This is a genomic window from Saccharothrix sp. NRRL B-16348 (assembly GCF_001280085.1).
Classification (GTDB): domain Bacteria; phylum Actinomycetota; class Actinomycetes; order Mycobacteriales; family Pseudonocardiaceae; genus Actinosynnema.
This window is the reverse complement of sequence record NZ_LGED01000001.1, coordinates 319534-334163: the sequence shown is the minus strand read 5'-3', so window position 1 is coordinate 334163 and position 14630 is coordinate 319534. Positions and strand designations below refer to the sequence as shown.

The 14630-nt window shown below is 72.9% G+C and carries 13 protein-coding genes; 5 read left to right on the top strand and 8 right to left on the bottom strand.

The window, feature by feature from the left end; genetic code table 11:
* Nucleotides 1-8: 8 nt before the first annotated feature.
* The 3 genes from ADK67_RS01635 to ADK67_RS01625 form a co-directional block, all read right to left on the bottom strand.
* Nucleotides 9-392 carry a hypothetical protein gene (locus ADK67_RS01635; protein ID WP_053714520.1) on the bottom strand — a complete coding sequence of 128 codons (384 nt, stop codon included), beginning with the start codon at nt 390-392 and terminating at the stop codon, nt 9-11.
* 143 nt (nt 393-535) lie between these two features.
* Nucleotides 536-1141, bottom strand: a complete 606-nt coding sequence (locus ADK67_RS01630; protein WP_157619843.1) for a hypothetical protein — start codon at nt 1139-1141, stop codon at nt 536-538.
* A gap of 163 nt (nt 1142-1304) precedes the next feature.
* Nucleotides 1305-2054 (bottom strand): TetR/AcrR family transcriptional regulator, encoded by a 750-nt coding sequence (locus ADK67_RS01625; protein WP_053714518.1) that lies wholly within the window; start codon nt 2052-2054, stop codon nt 1305-1307.
* Nucleotides 2055-2177: 123 nt separating this feature from the next.
* On the opposite strand from ADK67_RS01625, the gene ADK67_RS01620 reads away from it, so the two are divergent.
* The gene (locus tag ADK67_RS01620; protein WP_053714517.1) at nt 2178-4307 is read left to right on the top strand and encodes an MMPL family transporter; all 2130 of its coding nucleotides are present in this window, start codon (nt 2178-2180) and stop codon (nt 4305-4307) included.
* A gap of 11 nt (nt 4308-4318) precedes the next feature.
* Here the strand turns inward: ADK67_RS01620 and ADK67_RS01615 are convergent, their stop codons facing one another.
* Together ADK67_RS01615 and ADK67_RS01610 are read right to left on the bottom strand one after the other, a co-directional pair.
* Nucleotides 4319-5332 (bottom strand): YncE family protein, encoded by a 1014-nt coding sequence (locus ADK67_RS01615; RefSeq protein ID WP_053714516.1) that lies wholly within the window; start codon nt 5330-5332, stop codon nt 4319-4321.
* 270 nt (nt 5333-5602) lie between these two features.
* Entirely contained in the window at nt 5603-7696 is a 2094-nt protein-coding gene (locus tag ADK67_RS01610) for a DUF2339 domain-containing protein (protein ID WP_082403130.1), read from the bottom strand.
* A 96-nt stretch (nt 7697-7792) separates the two neighbouring features.
* Here ADK67_RS01610 and ADK67_RS01605 point away from each other — a divergent pair, with 96 nt between their 5' ends.
* The 3 genes from ADK67_RS01605 to ADK67_RS01595 all read left to right on the top strand — a co-directional run bounded on the left by ADK67_RS01605 (nt 7793) and on the right by ADK67_RS01595 (nt 11296).
* Nucleotides 7793-8656 (top strand): ribokinase, encoded by an 864-nt coding sequence (locus tag ADK67_RS01605; protein ID WP_053714514.1) that lies wholly within the window; start codon nt 7793-7795, stop codon nt 8654-8656.
* 32 nt (nt 8657-8688) lie between these two features.
* A complete protein-coding gene (locus ADK67_RS01600; RefSeq protein WP_053714513.1) occupies nt 8689-9597 on the top strand; it encodes a phosphotransferase family protein in 909 nt (302 codons plus the stop codon).
* Between the two features lie 67 nt (nt 9598-9664).
* The gene (locus ADK67_RS01595; protein ID WP_053714512.1) at nt 9665-11296 is read left to right on the top strand and encodes a putative PEP-binding protein; all 1632 of its coding nucleotides are present in this window, start codon (nt 9665-9667) and stop codon (nt 11294-11296) included.
* Here the strand turns inward: ADK67_RS01595 and ADK67_RS01590 are convergent.
* Nucleotides 11290-12162, bottom strand: a complete 873-nt coding sequence (locus ADK67_RS01590; protein ID WP_053714511.1) for a LysR family transcriptional regulator — start codon at nt 12160-12162, stop codon at nt 11290-11292. The genes ADK67_RS01595 and ADK67_RS01590 overlap by 7 nt on opposite strands.
* A gap of 54 nt (nt 12163-12216) precedes the next feature.
* On the opposite strand from ADK67_RS01590, the gene ADK67_RS01585 reads away from it, so the two are divergent.
* Complete coding sequence (locus tag ADK67_RS01585) at nt 12217-12411, top strand: hypothetical protein (protein WP_053714510.1); 195 nt, start codon at nt 12217-12219, stop codon at nt 12409-12411.
* Nucleotides 12412-12415: 4 nt separating this feature from the next.
* Here the strand turns inward: ADK67_RS01585 and ADK67_RS01580 are convergent, their stop codons facing one another.
* Together ADK67_RS01580 and tdh are read right to left on the bottom strand one after the other, a co-directional pair.
* The gene (locus tag ADK67_RS01580) at nt 12416-13594 is read right to left on the bottom strand and encodes a glycine C-acetyltransferase (RefSeq protein ID WP_053714509.1); all 1179 of its coding nucleotides are present in this window, start codon (nt 13592-13594) and stop codon (nt 12416-12418) included.
* The gene (gene tdh, locus ADK67_RS01575; protein WP_053714508.1) at nt 13594-14628 is read right to left on the bottom strand and encodes an L-threonine 3-dehydrogenase; all 1035 of its coding nucleotides are present in this window, start codon (nt 14626-14628) and stop codon (nt 13594-13596) included. The genes ADK67_RS01580 and tdh overlap by 1 nt, the downstream gene beginning before the upstream one ends.
* Between the last annotated feature and the right edge of the window lie 2 nt (nt 14629-14630).

Here is a 14630-nt window from a genome sequence, read left to right as displayed (position 1 = left end):
AGCGGGGTTCACGGACGGGGCAACTGGGCGGCCACTTCGGTCATCGCGTCGAGCAGGTCCGGCTCGACGTGCCCGGTTGCCGGTTCGGACTCGGCGATCGTGATCGTGTTCCCCCTCGTCTCCGACCAGTAGTGGTGGGCGGTGAACCGGATGTCCGCCAGACCGATCAGCGCGCCGTCGGCGTCACCCTCGCGCGCGTTCTTCTTGCTGTCCGCCTTGCGGGCGTTGAGGCCGGGGGTCGACCCTCCCGTCGCCGTGCCCGCGGACAACGCTGCTTCACCGCCGATGCCCGCCGCACCCGCGAGAGCCACGACGGCAGCCGCGATGACCGCGCCGCCCTTGCCTGCTCCGGGGTCGGAGCCGCCACCGGCGCCACCGATCCTGCGTCCCATGCCGCCTCCTGGTCGTCCCGCCCGTGGATGGAAGCGCGAATCGACCAGAGGTGTGGTGAGTACCGGCGGGTACCGCTCGAAAGGCCCAGCGATCCACCGCGATAGTGGTGTTCCGTCCGCGGCGCAGCCGTCGTTCGGCCGACCTACGGACGGGGCAGCTGGGCGGCCACTTCGGTCATCGCGTCGAGCAGGTCCGGCTCGACGTGCCCGGTTGCCGGTTCGGACTCGGCGATCGTGATCGTGGTGTCCTTGATCTCCGACCAGTAGTGCGTGGCGGTGAACCGGATGTCCGGCATGCCGACCACCCCGCCGCCCAGCGGTTTCACGTCGCCGGAGCCCGCGACGTCGATGACCCGGTCGAACTGCCGGGCCTGGTTGCGCCCTGGGAACGTCACCCACACCACCGACACCACGGCGGCGTTGCCCGCCTGGTCGCCGACGGCGAGGAGCAGGCGGTCCAGGGACGTGCACGGCGTGGTGGCGAAGAAGTCGCGCACCTGGCCGAACGAGTTGCCCAGGCAGTCGAGCTCCTGCTTGACGGCCTGCTTGCTGATCCCGACACCGAGGTGGCTCATCGCGCCTTCGGCGTCACCACCCCGTGCCGCGCGCTTGGCGTCCCACTTGCGGACGCCGATGCTCTCCACCGGGGCCGCCGCCCCGCCACCGCCGCTCGCGCCCGAGTTCAGCGCCGCGCCACCGGCCCCGCCCGCGCCCGCGAGGACGACGAGCACCGCGGCCACTAACGCCACGCCGCCGGATCCCTTGTCGGAACTCTTCCGTGCCACCATCCCCCCGCCCCGAGACGTTCTCGCCGTGCGGCCACCACATGCAACCCCGCCCGGGTGCCCCTGGTTGCGCCGCGGGTGCGAAAAGCGCTCGAACGGACCAGCAGGTATGCCCGGAAGTCGCAGCTCACGGACGCGTGAGGTGACGAAAACCCATCTCTCCCAGTATCTGCGCGAGCATCGAGTCGAACATGGGCTCGGGGTTGGACACCGCGAACGGGAAGCGGCCGAAGACCTCCAGGGCCACGTGGCCGTAGATCCGGACCCACGACTGCGTGACGTGGTAGACCGCGCCGAGCGGCAGCACGCTCTCGTCCACCTCGACGCCGCGGTCGTTGACGGTGGCCAGCAGCACCTGCTGGAACACCGCCAGGTCGGCGTGCAGGTCCTCCGGCACGTCGTCGCCGAGGTCGTCCGGCAGCGGGTGGCTCGCGATCAGCCGGCCCGCGACCTCCAGGAACACCCGGCCGAACTGGTCGCCGACCTGGCCGCGGTCGTCCGGTCCGCACGAGCCGAGGGCGTCCTCGGTGGACGCGAACACGAGCGTGAACTCCTGCGGGTGCGCGAGCGCCCAGCGCCGGAAGCCCCGGCACACCGCGTAGACCTGCGCGCTGACGTCGTCGGCGTCGATGCGGTCGAGCTCGGCTTCGAGTTCCGCGGCCAGGTCCGTGCAGATGTCCTCGGCGAGCCTGCGGAGCAGGTCCTCGCGCGAGTCGTAGTACCGGTACAGCGCGGGGGCGGTGATGCCGACCTCACGTGCAATGGCACGCAGAGTGACGGCGTCCCGGCCGTGCTCCACGAGCAGGGCACGGGCCTGTCGCCGAATGTCACGTTCGGTCTCAGCGCGTAGCCGCTCACGGCGAGTGGCCTCGGTCATAAGTCACCCAATCAGGTTGTGAGCGCTGTTCACCCGGGTATAACTTCGGGACGGTCGAGTGAACGGTGTTTACGTAGTTGACGCCATTCACCCAAACGGTAGCCCATCTGCCTGGGAGGACGCGTGTTCGCGAAGTGGGGATCGCTGGCGTACCGCCGCAGATGGGTGGTGTTGATCGCGACGGTGGCACTGGCGGTGGTCGGCGGCATCTGGGGACTCGGCGTGTTCGACCGGCTCAGCCAGGGCGGCTACGAAGCGCCGACGAGCGAGGCCGCGCGGGCCAACGAGGTCGCGCAGGAGGCGTTCGGCCGGCAGGGCGGTGACGTGCTGGTGGTCTACGACACCACCGACCCCGGCAAGCTCCAGCAGATCGCCGGCGAGCTGTCCGACCTCCCGGCGGACGCCGTGCTGAAGGTGTCGCCGCCGTTCCCGTCGCCGGCGAGCGGCAAGTCGCTCGTCGTGATCACGCTGACGTCGGGTGACTCGAACACGCAGCTCAAGCAGTACGACCAGATCGCCGACCGGCTCCAGGTCGACGGGCTGGACGCGCAGGTCGGCGGCCTCGTGCCGACCCAGAAGGCGATCAGCGACATGTCCGCCTCCGACCTCACCAAGGCCGAGGCCGTCTCGCTGCCGATCGTGCTGATCCTGCTGATCGTCATCTTCGGCGGCCTGGTCGCCGCGTCGCTGCCCGTGCTGGTCGGCGGCCTCGCGATCATGGGCTCCCTCGGCGTGCTGCACGCCGTCTCGCTGGTCGCCGACGTGAACTCGTTCGCGGTCAACGTCGCCAGCCTGCTCGGCCTCGGCATGGCGATCGACTACGGCCTGTTCATGGTCGGCCGGTTCCGCGAGGAGCTGGCGGCGGGCCGCAGCACACCGGACGCCGTGCGCCGGACGGTCATGTCGGCGGGCCGGACCGTGCTGTTCTCGGCGACGTTGCTGGTGATCGCGCTCGCCGGGCTGCTGCTGTTCCCGCAGGGCTTCCTGAAGTCCCTGAGCTACGGCGGCATGTCGGCGGTGGCGATCGCGGCGGTCGTGTCGCTCACCCTGCTCCCCGCGCTGCTGGCCGTCCTCGGCCACCGCGTGGACAAGCTCGCCATGCCGTGGCGCAAGAAGGCCGCCGGCGGAGCCGGCAATCAGACGACAGTGCCGTCCGAGCAGGGCTGGCGCAGACTCGCTGCTCGGGTGATGAAGCGGCCGGTGCTGTTCGCGCTGCCGATCGTGCTGCTCCTGCTCGCGCTCGGCTCGCCGTTCCTCGGCGTGAAGTTCGGCGAGGTCACCGAGAAGGTGCTGCCCGAGGGCAACCCGGCGCGCGTTGCCGCCGAGACGGTCAACAACGACTTCGCGGCGCTGTCCAACGCGGGCTTCAAGATCGTGATCACCGGTGACCCGTCGCAGGCCGACGTGCAGGGGTTCATCGGCGACGTCGGCGCGGTGCCCGGTGTCGGCGAGGCGCAGATCGCCGCGGAGCCCGCCGGCGGCGTGTGGCTGATCAACGCCGGGCTGGACCAGGACGCGTTGAGCGACGCGTCCAAGCAGGCGCTGCGGGACGTGCGCGCGCTCGACGGGCCAGGCGACGAGGTGCTCGTCGGCGGCAGCACGGCGACGGTGACCGACAGCCTCGACGCCATCGGCGAGAAGCTGCCGCTGATGATCCTGCTGCTGGTGGGCGCGACGTTCGTGCTGATGTTCCTGGCGTTCGGGTCTGTGCTGCTGCCGATCAAGGCCGTGGTGATGAGCGCGCTGAGCCTGTCCGCGACGTTCGGCGTGCTGGTGTGGGTGTTCCAGGACGGGCACGGCGCTTCGCTGCTCGGCGTCACGCCCGCGCCGCTGGAGTCCGGGATCGTGGTGCTGATGGCGGCCGTGGTCTTCGGCCTGTCCACGGACTACGAGGTGTTCCTGCTGTCCCGGATGGTCGAGGCGCGCGGTCGAGGCGCGTCGACCGAGGAGGCGGTGACCGCCGGCCTGGCGAAGACCGGTCGGGTGATCACGGCGGCGGCGCTGCTGCTGATCGTGGTGACGGGCGCGTTCGCGTTCTCGCAGATCACGATGATGCGGTTCGTCGGCGTCGGCATGATCCTGGCGCTCGCGCTGGACGCCACCGTGGTGCGGATGCTGCTCGTGCCCGCCGTGATGAAGATGCTCGGCGACGCCGCGTGGTGGGCGCCCGGACCGCTGCGGCGGATCCAGGAGCGGATGGCGATCCACGAGGACGCGCCGGTGGAGGACGAGAAGCTGCCACAGCACGTGTAGCCCGTCCTCGCTCAGGACGGGTCGAGCGGTTCGAACGCGATGGCCGTGGCCGTGAGGCCGCGGCCGTCGTTGTCCAACGCGCTGAGCTGGAACGTGTTCAGCACCCGGTTGTCGGCGCTGTCCAGCACGGTCGCGGTGTTGCCGCTGGACAGGAACACGCGGCGGTCGCCGGGCGCGATCGCCAACGCCTTCGCCTTGAGCCGCAACGTCTTCGCGACGCGGGTCGTGGTGTCGAGGACGGCGACGCGGCGGTTCAGCGCGATGTAGACGCGGCGGCCGTCCGGGGTGACCGCGATGCTGCCCGCGCCCTTGCCGACCGGCGTCGACCAGCGCAGCTCGTCGGTGCGCGGGTCGATCATGGAGACCGTGCCGCTGCCCTCGCCGAGGTCGAGCGAGCTGACGTAGACCGCCTCGCCGTCCGGGCTGACCGCGACGTGCTGCGGCATGCCCTCGACGTCGATCGTGGTCCGCGGGCTCGCGGTCTCGGTGTCGAGCACGCTTATCGTGCCGTCCTGCGCGTTGGCCACGTACAGCCGGCGGCCGTTGGGCGTGACCGCGATGCCCTGCGGCTGGCCGCCCGCCCGGATCGCCGCGACCAGGCGGAACGTCACCGGGTCCACCACCGCGACCGCGCCGCTGCCGGTGACGTAGAGGCGTTTGCCGTCCGGGCGCAGCACCGCCTGCGCCAGCCGCGCGCGGGCGTCGATGCGGCCCACGACCTTGCCCGCCACCGGGTCGACGGCCGTGATCACGCCCGCCCAGCCGTTGACCACGTACACCCGGCGGCCACCGGGTCCGACCGCCGCTCCCGTGGTCCACGCGCCGGTGTTGGCCGTCGCCACGACCCGGCCGTCGGTGGTGTCGAGCACCTGCACCCGACCGTTGTGCGTGATCACGTACGCCTTGGGCGCGGGCGTGCCGGCGGCGGTGACGACGTGCGAACGCTCCTGGCCGGCGGCGGAGAGCGCGGCGGCGAAGAGGACGGCTGCGGTGCCCAGGGCTGCGGTGCGTCGTCGTCCCCACATGGCTGGATGGGAACACCGACGCCCGGTCGGGTTCCACCTTCGTCCTACGGACGAGTGCCTTTTGTGCCGGACCGGGTGATGGGGGTCTGGCTGCCGCCCGCGGCGGCGGGACGGGCGGCAACGGCGGCGGTGCGCCCGGCGCCGGTCGCTCGGGGGGCGAAACGACCGACGCCGGACCCCTGCCGGTGCCGGAGCACCGGTGGTCGTACCCCGACGACGTAGACCTCTACACCAGGTTGACGCAGTCCGGGCCGTTTTGGATCCCGAGAGCTACGAATCAGCCGAAATTCGTCGAGTTGCCACCAGCTTGGCGTAACGCGTGCCCGCCGTCAGGAGGACGAGACCGGCGCCGATGAACGCGAGCACGCGGGCGATGCCGTCCAACGCGGCCATGTCGAACAGCAGCAGCTTCGCCACGGCCGCCCCGACCAGCACCAATCCGGCCACCCGCAGGGACTTCCGGTCGATGCCGCGCACCAGCAGCACCAGTGCGGCGACCGTCCACGACACCGTCACGATCGAGTGACCGAAGAGGAATCCGGTCACGTCCTGCGACACCAGCAGCGCGCCGCACAGCACGACACCCGCCGCCGCGTACAGCAGGACCACACCCGTGACGATCCACGGGAACGGGTGCCTGCCGAGAACTCCGAGGCCCGTCGCGACCCACGGCAGCACGACCACGAGCACGCCGAGGACCAGGGAGGTCAGCATCCCGGACACCAGGAACCCCGGAGTGTCCACGCGCCACGGTTCGTCCAGCAGCAGTCGCGGCGGGACGGCGGCGGCGATCGTGAGCAGGAAACCGATGGCGCCGAACACGAGCGACCCGAGCAGCGGGCCGCGTGACGAGAGGACCTTCGCCAGGAACGCCAGCACCAAGGCCTCCGCCAGCACCACCGCGGCACGCGTGCTGCCGTCGAGGGCGATCGTCGTGGCCTGGAACAACGCGAACACGCCCACCGCGCCGACCGCCGCGGTGAAGTTCTTCGGCAACGAGCGCCGACCGGCCGCCCACAACGCGAGCATCAGCACCGCGACCGCGCCGGCGACACCCGCGCCGGTGGTGCGGTCGAGGACGGCGGTGGTGAGCAGGGCGGGCAGCGGCGAGCCGACGGCGAGGGCGAGCGCGGTGGTGTCGCCGGGCCGGACGTTGATCGTGAGCACGGCGGCGGCGACGCCGATCACGGCGGCCAGCAAGGAGATGCCGGCCAGCGTGTACTCGTCCGTGCGGCCGATCACCAGGACCGAGGCGAGCAGCGGCGGCACGCCCGCGGTGACCGCGAGCCACGGCCAGTCGCGCTTGAGGTGCACCGGGCTGGCCGCGATCTTCAGGACCAGCAGGAACGCCACCAGCAGCGGCGTGAACCCCTGCGTGATGACGGGCGCGCACACGGCGCAGGCGGCGACGACGCCGATCGCGAGGGCGGCCGAGTCCCAGCGCAGCGCGAGCAGCAGCCCGCCGCCCGCGATGAGCAGGCCCGCGGCCAGGCCGCCGCCACCGGGCAGGTACTCGTAGATCGAGGTGGCGGCGATGACGTCCAGGTAGAGCACGGCGATGCCGGTCGCGGCGAGGGCGAACGCGCCGGTGCGGCCGGCCGGGGTGCGGTGCAGCCACAGGCCGAGGCCGACCAGCACGGCGCCGAGCGCGGCGCCGCCGAGGACGCGGGGCAGGGGGCCGAGGTAGCCGCGTTGCACGGCCAGGACGAGGAGGAGGACGACGCCGAGCAGCGTAACCGCGCCGCCGACCCAGGCGAGGAACTTGCTGCCCGCGCCGTCCTTGCCGAGGCGGTCGAAGAGGGTGGGGCCGGGCGGCGGCGGAGGGGTCGGCGGCCAGTAGGGCGCGGGTTGGCCCCAGCCCGGAGCGCCCTGTGCCTGCGGTGGCGCGTAGGGGTGCTGAGCTGCGGTGTACTGCGCGGGGCTGCTCGGGTGGGGCGCGGGCCGGGGTGCCGCTTGGTAGGCCGGTGCGTGCGTGGCCGGGCCGGTCGGGTGAGCCGGGGCTTGCGCGGTCTGGGCCGCTGCGGCGGCGGGCTGTGGGACCGGCGTCTGCTGTGGGGCCGAGGCGGCCTGTCCGGCGGGGGCAGATTGTGCGGCGGCAGTGGGCTGAGCGGCCGGTTGGGCAGGCGCGGCGGGCGCGGCTGGCTGGGCGGGCGTGGCGGTGGGCGCACTGGTCGCGGACGTGCTGGTCGGGGACGTCCCGGCGGTCGATCCGGCCGCCGCGGTGGCGGGCGGTGCGGGCAACGTCGCCACCGCCTGGGTGCTGCCGACCCGGTGCAGCTCCTGGCCGACCGCCTCCAAGCGGCGGCCCAGGTGCCCGAGTTCGTCTGCCAGCCTTATCAGGGGGTCCTGCCCAGTACCGGTCATGTGACCAGAGTCGCCCGAGATCGGTGTATCCGGAATCCGTACCACTACTCAACCGGGTACCGAACCGGTCACGCCGGGACCTGGCACAGTGCCACCGTGACTGTTCTCGTGCTCGGTTCGGCCAACGCCGACCTGGTCGTCTCGGTGCCACGCCGACCCGCCGGAGGTGAGACGGTGCTCGGCGGCGACACGGTCGTGCTGCCCGGGGGCAAGGGCGCCAACACCGCGGTGGCCGCCGCTCGGCTGGGCGCTCCGGTGGCGTTCGTCGGCGCGGTGGGCGCGGACCAGTACGGGGAACTGCTGCTGGAGTCGTTGTCGTCGTCGGGTGTGCGGACCGGGTTCGTGCGCACGTCGTCCCGGCCAACGGGCTTGGCCTACATCACCGTGACGCCGGACGGTGAGAACTCGATCGTCGTCGCCCCCGGCGCGAACTCCGACGTGGGCGTGTCCGATGTGGACGCGCTGACCTGGGACGACGTGTCGGTGCTGGTGTGCTCGCTGGAGGTGCCGGTGACGACGGTGTCGCACGCGGTGGGTGCGGCGGCGTCCCGGGGCGTCCGGCCGGTGCTGAACCTGTCGCCGGTGGTCGAGGTGCCCGCGTCGACGTTGGCCCTGCTGGACCCGCTGATCGTGAACGAGCACGAAGCCGCGTCGCTGGCCCCGTCGTTCCAAGGGCTGTTGGCGCTGGGGCCGAAGTCCGCCGTGGTCACGTTGGGCGCACGCGGCGCGGCCGTCGTCACGCCGTCCGGTGTGGTCGAGGTGGGTGCGCCCGAAGTGTCCGTTGTGGACACCACGGGGGCGGGCGACGCGTTCGCGGGCGCGCTGGCGGTCGGCCTGTCGTCCGGCTGGTCGCTGGAGGAGTCCGCCCGGTTCGCCGCTCGCGTGGCCGCCCTGTCCGTGACCTCGGCCGGCGCGCAACCGTCGTACCCGACTCTGGAGCAGGTGCGGAAAACCGGGTGAAAGCCGGCGGTGAGGTCCGGGACCATCGTGGCGTGGAAGGGATCGGTGGCAACCGGCTCACCTGGGCACGACTGCCCGCGTCCGTGCGCGCCTCGGTGGAGGGCGGGCTGGGATCGGCGGTCGTGCGGGCGGTGAACTGCGCGGGCGGGTTCTCGCCGGGCCTCGCGTCACGGCTGGAACTGGCCGACGGGCGGTGGGTGTTCGCCAAGGCCGTGAGCGCTGCCACCAACCCGCACAGCGTGGGGATGCACCGGCGGGAGGTGGGGATCGCCCCGCTCGTGCCCGGTCCCCGGCTGCTCTGGTCCGGCGACGACGGCGACTGGGTGGCCCTGGTCTTCGAGGAGGTCGTCGGCCATACGCCCGTGCTGCCGTGGGCCGCGGGTGAGTGGGACCGCGTGCACGCGGCCATGGTCGAGTTGGCGTCGGTGCGGGCGCCGGACGGGCTCGCGTCGATCGCGGCCGACGAGGCCGCGCTCTCCGGGTGGCGGTCGTTGGCCGTCGAACCGTTGCCGGGCGTCGACCCGTGGGCGCTGGCCCGGCTGGACGAGTTGGCGTCCTGGGAGGAGCAGTGGGCCGAGGCCGCCGCGGGCACGTCGTTGGTGCACGGCGACGTGCGTGCCGACAACGTGCTGCTGACCTCGTCCGGTGTGGTGTTCGTCGACTGGCCGCAGGCCGGCTCGGGCGCGCCCTGGGTCGACCTGGCCCTGCTGCTGCCGTCGCTGGCGATGCAGGGCGGACCGGAGCCGGCGGAGGTCTGGCGGTCGTCGCCGCTGGCCCGCGGTGCGGACCGGGACGCGGTGACGGCGGTCGCGGCGGCCAGTGCCGGGTACTTCGTCCACTCGTCGTTGCTGCCGCCACCGCCCGGGCTGCCGACGCTGCGGGCGTTCCAGGCGGCGCAGGCCGGGCCGGCGTTGCGCTGGTTGAGAGGGCTGCTGGGGTAGCGGGTTCGAGGCGGGTGGCGTTGGCTTGTCCTTCACGTCCCGTCGACCTGAGGGTATGGTCTAGACCATGGCGAGTGCGCGGCTGAGTGGTGTCGGCGTGAGTTCCGGGCGGGCTTCGGGGCCGGTGGTCCGGGTCGCCGAGCCCCTGGGTGAACCGCCGGCGGGGCCCGCGCCGGCGGACCCGGCGGCCGAGGCGGCGCGGATCAGGCCCGCGGCGGACGTCGTGGTGGCCCGCTTGCACGAACGCGCGGCCGCCGCGAGCGGTGACGCGAAGGACGTGTTGGAGACGACTGCGGCGATGGCGGCCGACCCCGCGTTGCTGTCCCAGGCCGAGAAGCTGGTGACCGCCGACGGTCTGCCCGCCGCACGGGCCGTGCACCAGGCCGCCGCCGGGTTCATCTCCGCGCTCGAAGCCGCGGGCGGGTACATGGCCGAACGGGCCCGTGACGTCCGCGACGTCCGCGACCGGCTGGTCGCCGAACTGCTCGGCGTGGCCGCGCCCGGTGTGCCGTCGCTGGCCTCGCCGTCCGTGCTGGTGGCCCGCGACCTGGCGCCCGCCGACACCGCCGGCCTCGACCCGGCCAAGGTGTTGGCGCTGGTCACCGAGGAGGGCGGACCCACCTCGCACACCGCGATCCTGGCCCGGTCGCTCGGCATCCCGGCCGTGGTCGCGTGCCGCGGCGTGCTCGACCTCGACGTGCCCGCCCTGCTCGTGGACGGCGACACCGGCGTGGTGCAGGCGTCCGACGGCACGGTCCGCGCGGCGCACGTCGCGGGACGGGCGGAGTGGAACGGCGTCGGCGTGCTGCGCGACGGGTACCGGGTGAAGGTGCTCGGCAACGTCGGCTCGCCCGCGGACGCGGTGGCCGCGGCGGCGGGCGGCGCGGAGGGCGTCGGCCTGTTCCGCACCGAGTTCTGCTTCCTGTCCGCCGCGACCGAGCCGTCCGTGGCCGAGCAGCGCGAGGCGTACGCGGCGGTGCTCGCGCCGTTCGCGGGCAAGCCCGTGGTCGTCCGCACGCTGGACGCGGGCGCGGACAAGCCGCTGCCGTTCCTGGCGCCCGACCCGGAGCCGAACCCGGCGCTGGGCGTGCGCGGCCTGCGGGTCGCCTTCGACCGCCCCGACGTGCTGGAACGCCAGCTCGAAGCGATCGCCCTCGCCGCCGCCGACACCGACGCCGACGTGTCGGTGATGGCGCCGATGGTGGCCACCGCCGCCGAGGCCGCGTGGTTCGTGGCACGGGCGCGCGCGGCCGGCCTCCGGCGCGCCGGCGTGATGATCGAGATCCCGGCGGCGGCCCTGAACGCCGCCGAGGTGCTGGCCGTGGTCGACTTCGTCTCCATCGGCACGAACGACCTGGCCCAGTACGTGTTCGCGGCGGACCGGCAGGTCGGCGCGGTGGCCGCGCTCAACGACCCGTGGCAGCCCGCCCTGCTGCGGATGGTCAAGCTGGTCGGCGACGCGGGCATCGCCGCGGGCAAGCCGGTGGGCGTCTGCGGAGAAGCCGCCGCCGACCCGCTGCTGGCGTGCGTGCTCACCGGGTTGGGCGTGTCGAGCCTGTCGATGAACCACACGGCGCTGTCGGGCGTGGGCGCGAAGCTCGCCTCGACCAGCTTCGACCTGTGCCAGCTGGCGGCTCGCGGCGCGGTGGCGGCGGCCGACCCGGCGTCGGCGAAGCTCGCCGCCCGCGCTCCTCACTGAGCGACGGCGTCCAGGAGGGCGTCGCGCACCAACCCGATCAACGGGTGGTCCTCGCTGCCCGCGCGCACCGCCGCGACCACCCGCCGCAACGGGGCCGTGCCGCGGACGGGCACACCGCGCACGGCGTTGCGCGGCACCAAGGCCACCCCGGCGCCCGCGCGCACCAACGCGCCGATGGCCCGGAAGTCGTCGGACGTGTGCGTGATCCGCGGCGCGAAACCGGCGTGCTCGCACGCCAGCTGCACGACGTCCCGCACCGGGTTGCCGGGCAGCGTCACGACCCAGTCGTCGTCCGCGAGGTCGGCCAGGTCCACCTCGGCCGCACCGGCCAACGGGTGCGCCGGCGGCAGCACCACGTCGAACGGCTCGGTGTAGAGCGGGAACCGGGTCAGCCGCCGGTCGTCGGTGCGCAGCCGGTACTCCTCGGTGATCGCCAGGTCGATCTCGCCGTCGAGCAGCAGCGGCACGCTGGCGTGCCCCTCCACGTCGCGCACGCGCAGCGTCACGTCCGGCGCGGACACCCGCAGCGCGGCCAGCGCGGGCGCGACGACCTGCGTGATCGCCGACGCGAAGCTGCCGACCTCGACCCGGCCCGTGGCGCCGGACGTGAACGCGGCCAGCGTCGCCTGCGCCCGTTCCAGCTCCGCGGCCACCGCGTTGGCGTGCCGGACCAGCAGCTCGCCCGCGGCCGTCAACGACACCCGCCGTCCCCGCCGGCGCAGCAGCTCGTGGCCCACCTCGGACTCCAGGGCGGCCAACTGCTGCGACACCGCGGACGGCGTGAGGTGCAGGGCCTGCGCCGCCGCCGTCACGGTGCCGTGGTCGGCGAGCGCGCGCAGCACCCGCAGCCGTCGCGGGTCGATCACCCGGTGCCACCCGTCACGATGTGCACGCCGGGTGCCGGTGCGGTACCAAGAGCCATGCGTTCGCTCCGCACCACCGAAACGGTCATCGCCGGCCTCGGCCTGCTCGTGCTGGTCGTGTTCGGCTTCATCGTGCCCAGCGCCCGGGCGGGCGAGCTGGAGATGAACGGCGTCGTCGTGACCCTCTCGATCCTGGTGTCGGCGATCCTGCTCGTGTTCGCCGGCATCTGGGGTCCCGGCGGCAAGAAGTGAGGCGTCACATCCGGTCGCGTGCCGCGATGAACGCGTCCACCGCCCGGTTCACGTCGTCGGTCGAGTGGGCCGCGGACAGCTGCGTCCGGATCCGCGCCTTGCCGTGCGGCACGACGGGGTACGAGAAGCCGATCACGTAGATGCCCTGCTCCAGCAGCAGGTCGGCCATCCGGGACGCCTCCGCCGCGTCGCCGATCATCACCGGGATGATCGGGTGCTCGCCCGGCAGCAGGTCGAAGCCCGCCTCGGTCATCCGCGAGCGGAACAGCGCGGTGTTCTCGCGCAGCCTGGTCAGCAGCTCGCCGGACGAGCTGAGCAGGTCCAGCGCGGCGATCGCGGCGGCGGTGATCGACGGGGCCAGCGAGTTGGAGAACAGGTAGGGCCGCGACCGCTGCCGCAGCATCTCCACGATCTCCGCCCGCCCGGACGTGTAGCCGCCCGAGGCGCCGCCGAGCGCCTTGCCGAGGGTGCCGGTGACGATGTCCACCCGGTCCTGCACGCCGAACAGCTCGGGCGTGCCGCGACCGTTCGGGCCGGTGAAGCCGACGGCGTGCGAGTCGTCGACCATCACCAGCGCGTCGTACCGCTCGGCCAGGTCGCAGATGTCGTCCAGCGGCGCGAGGTAGCCGTCCATGGAGAACACGCCGTCGGTCGCGATCAGCCGGTAGCGGGCGTCGGCGGCGTCCTTGAGCTGCCGTTCCAGGTCGTCCATGTCGCGGTTCTTGTAGCGGTAGCGGCGTGCCTTCGACAGCCGCACGCCGTCGATGATCGACGCGTGGTTCAGCTCGTCGGAGATGATCGCGTCGTCCGCGCCGAGCAGGGTCTCGAACAGGCCGCCGTTGGCGTCGAAGCACGAGCTGTACAGGATCGTGTCCTCGGTGCCGAGGAACTCCGAGAGCCGCAGCTCCAGCTCCTTGTGCGGCTCCTGCGTGCCGCAGATGAACCGCACCGACGCCATGCCGAAACCCCACCGGTCCAACGCCTCGTGCGCCGCCTCGACCAGCCGCGGGTGGTCGGCCAGGCCCAGGTAGTTGTTGGCGCAGAAGTTCAGCACCTCGGCGCCGGAGCCCACGCGGACGGCGGCGCTCTGCGGTGTGCCGATCACCCGTTCCGCCTTGTAGAGCCCGGCCGCGCGGATCTCGTCCAGCCCGGTCCGCAGGTCCTCGCGCATCGCGCCGTACATCAGTGAGCTCCCGTCCAGTCGAGGATGACCTTGCCGCACTTGCCCTCGCGCGCCGTCGCGAACGCCTCGTCGAACGCCGTGTAGTCGAACCGGTGCGTGATCACCGGCGTCAGGTCGAGGCCGCGTTGCAGCAGCACGGACATCGAGTACCAGGTCTCGAACATCTCGCGGCCGTAGATGCCCTTGATCTGCAGCATCTTCAGCACGACGCTGCCGAAGTCGACCGCGAACTCCTCGGCGGGCAGGCCCAGCATCGCGATCCGGCCGCCGTGGGTCATGTTGCCGATCATCTCCCGCAGCGCGACCGGCCGGCCGGACATCTCCATGCCGACGTCGAAGCCCTCGGACATGCCCAGCTCGGCCTGCGCCTCGGCGATGGTGCGCCCGGTGACGTTCAGCGCGAGGTCGACGCCGACCTTGCGGGCCAACTCCAGCCGGTGCTCGCTGACGTCGGTGATGACGACGTTGCGCGCACCCGCGTGCTTGGCCACGGCCGCCGCCATGATCCCGATCGGGCCGGCGCCGGTGATCAGCACGTCCTCGCCGATGACCGGGAACGACAGCGCGGTGTGCACGGCGTTGCCGAAGGGGTCGAAGATCGCCGCCACGTCCAGGTCGACGGGCGCGCGGTGCACCCAGGCGTTCTGCTCGGGCAGCACCACGTACTGCGCGAACGCGCCGTCGCTGTGCACGCCGAGGCCGCGGGTGTTGGCGCACAGGTGCCGGCGGCCCGCCTTGCAGTTGCGGCACGTGCCGCAGACCAGGTGGCCCTCGCCGCTGACCAGGTCGCCGACCTTCACCCCGGTCACCGAGGCGCCCGTCTCGACCACCTCGCCGACGAACTCGTGCCCGAGCACGAGCGGCGCGCTGATGTTGTGCGCGGCCCACTCGTCCCACGAGTCGATGTGCAGGTCCGTGCCGCAGATGCCGGCGCGCAGGACCCGGACCACCACGTCGCCGGCTCCGGGGGTGGGGTCGGGGACGTCGGTCAACGACAACCCCGGCCCGGCGGTCGCCTTGACCAGTGCCTTCATGC

Bases quoted from the DNA above. Each gene is read 5' to 3' on its own strand.
- ADK67_RS01635 (WP_053714520.1), bottom strand. From the start codon at position 392: ATGGGACGCAGGATCGGTGGCGCCGGTGGCGGCTCCGACCCCGGAGCA.
- ADK67_RS01585 (WP_053714510.1), top strand. From the start codon at position 12,217: ATGCGTTCGCTCCGCACCACCGAAACGGTCATCGCCGGCCTCGGCCTG.
- tdh (WP_053714508.1), bottom strand. From the start codon at position 14,628: ATGAAGGCACTGGTCAAGGCGACCGCCGGGCCGGGGTTGTCGTTGACC.
- ADK67_RS01615 (WP_053714516.1), bottom strand. From the start codon at position 5,332: ATGTGGGGACGACGACGCACCGCAGCCCTGGGCACCGCAGCCGTCCTC.
- ADK67_RS01625 (WP_053714518.1), bottom strand. From the start codon at position 2,054: ATGACCGAGGCCACTCGCCGTGAGCGGCTACGCGCTGAGACCGAACGT.
- ADK67_RS01580 (WP_053714509.1), bottom strand. From the start codon at position 13,594: ATGTACGGCGCGATGCGCGAGGACCTGCGGACCGGGCTGGACGAGATC.
- ADK67_RS01595 (WP_053714512.1), top strand. From the start codon at position 9,665: ATGGCGAGTGCGCGGCTGAGTGGTGTCGGCGTGAGTTCCGGGCGGGCT.
- ADK67_RS01610 (WP_082403130.1), bottom strand. From the start codon at position 7,696: ATGACCGGTACTGGGCAGGACCCCCTGATAAGGCTGGCAGACGAACTC.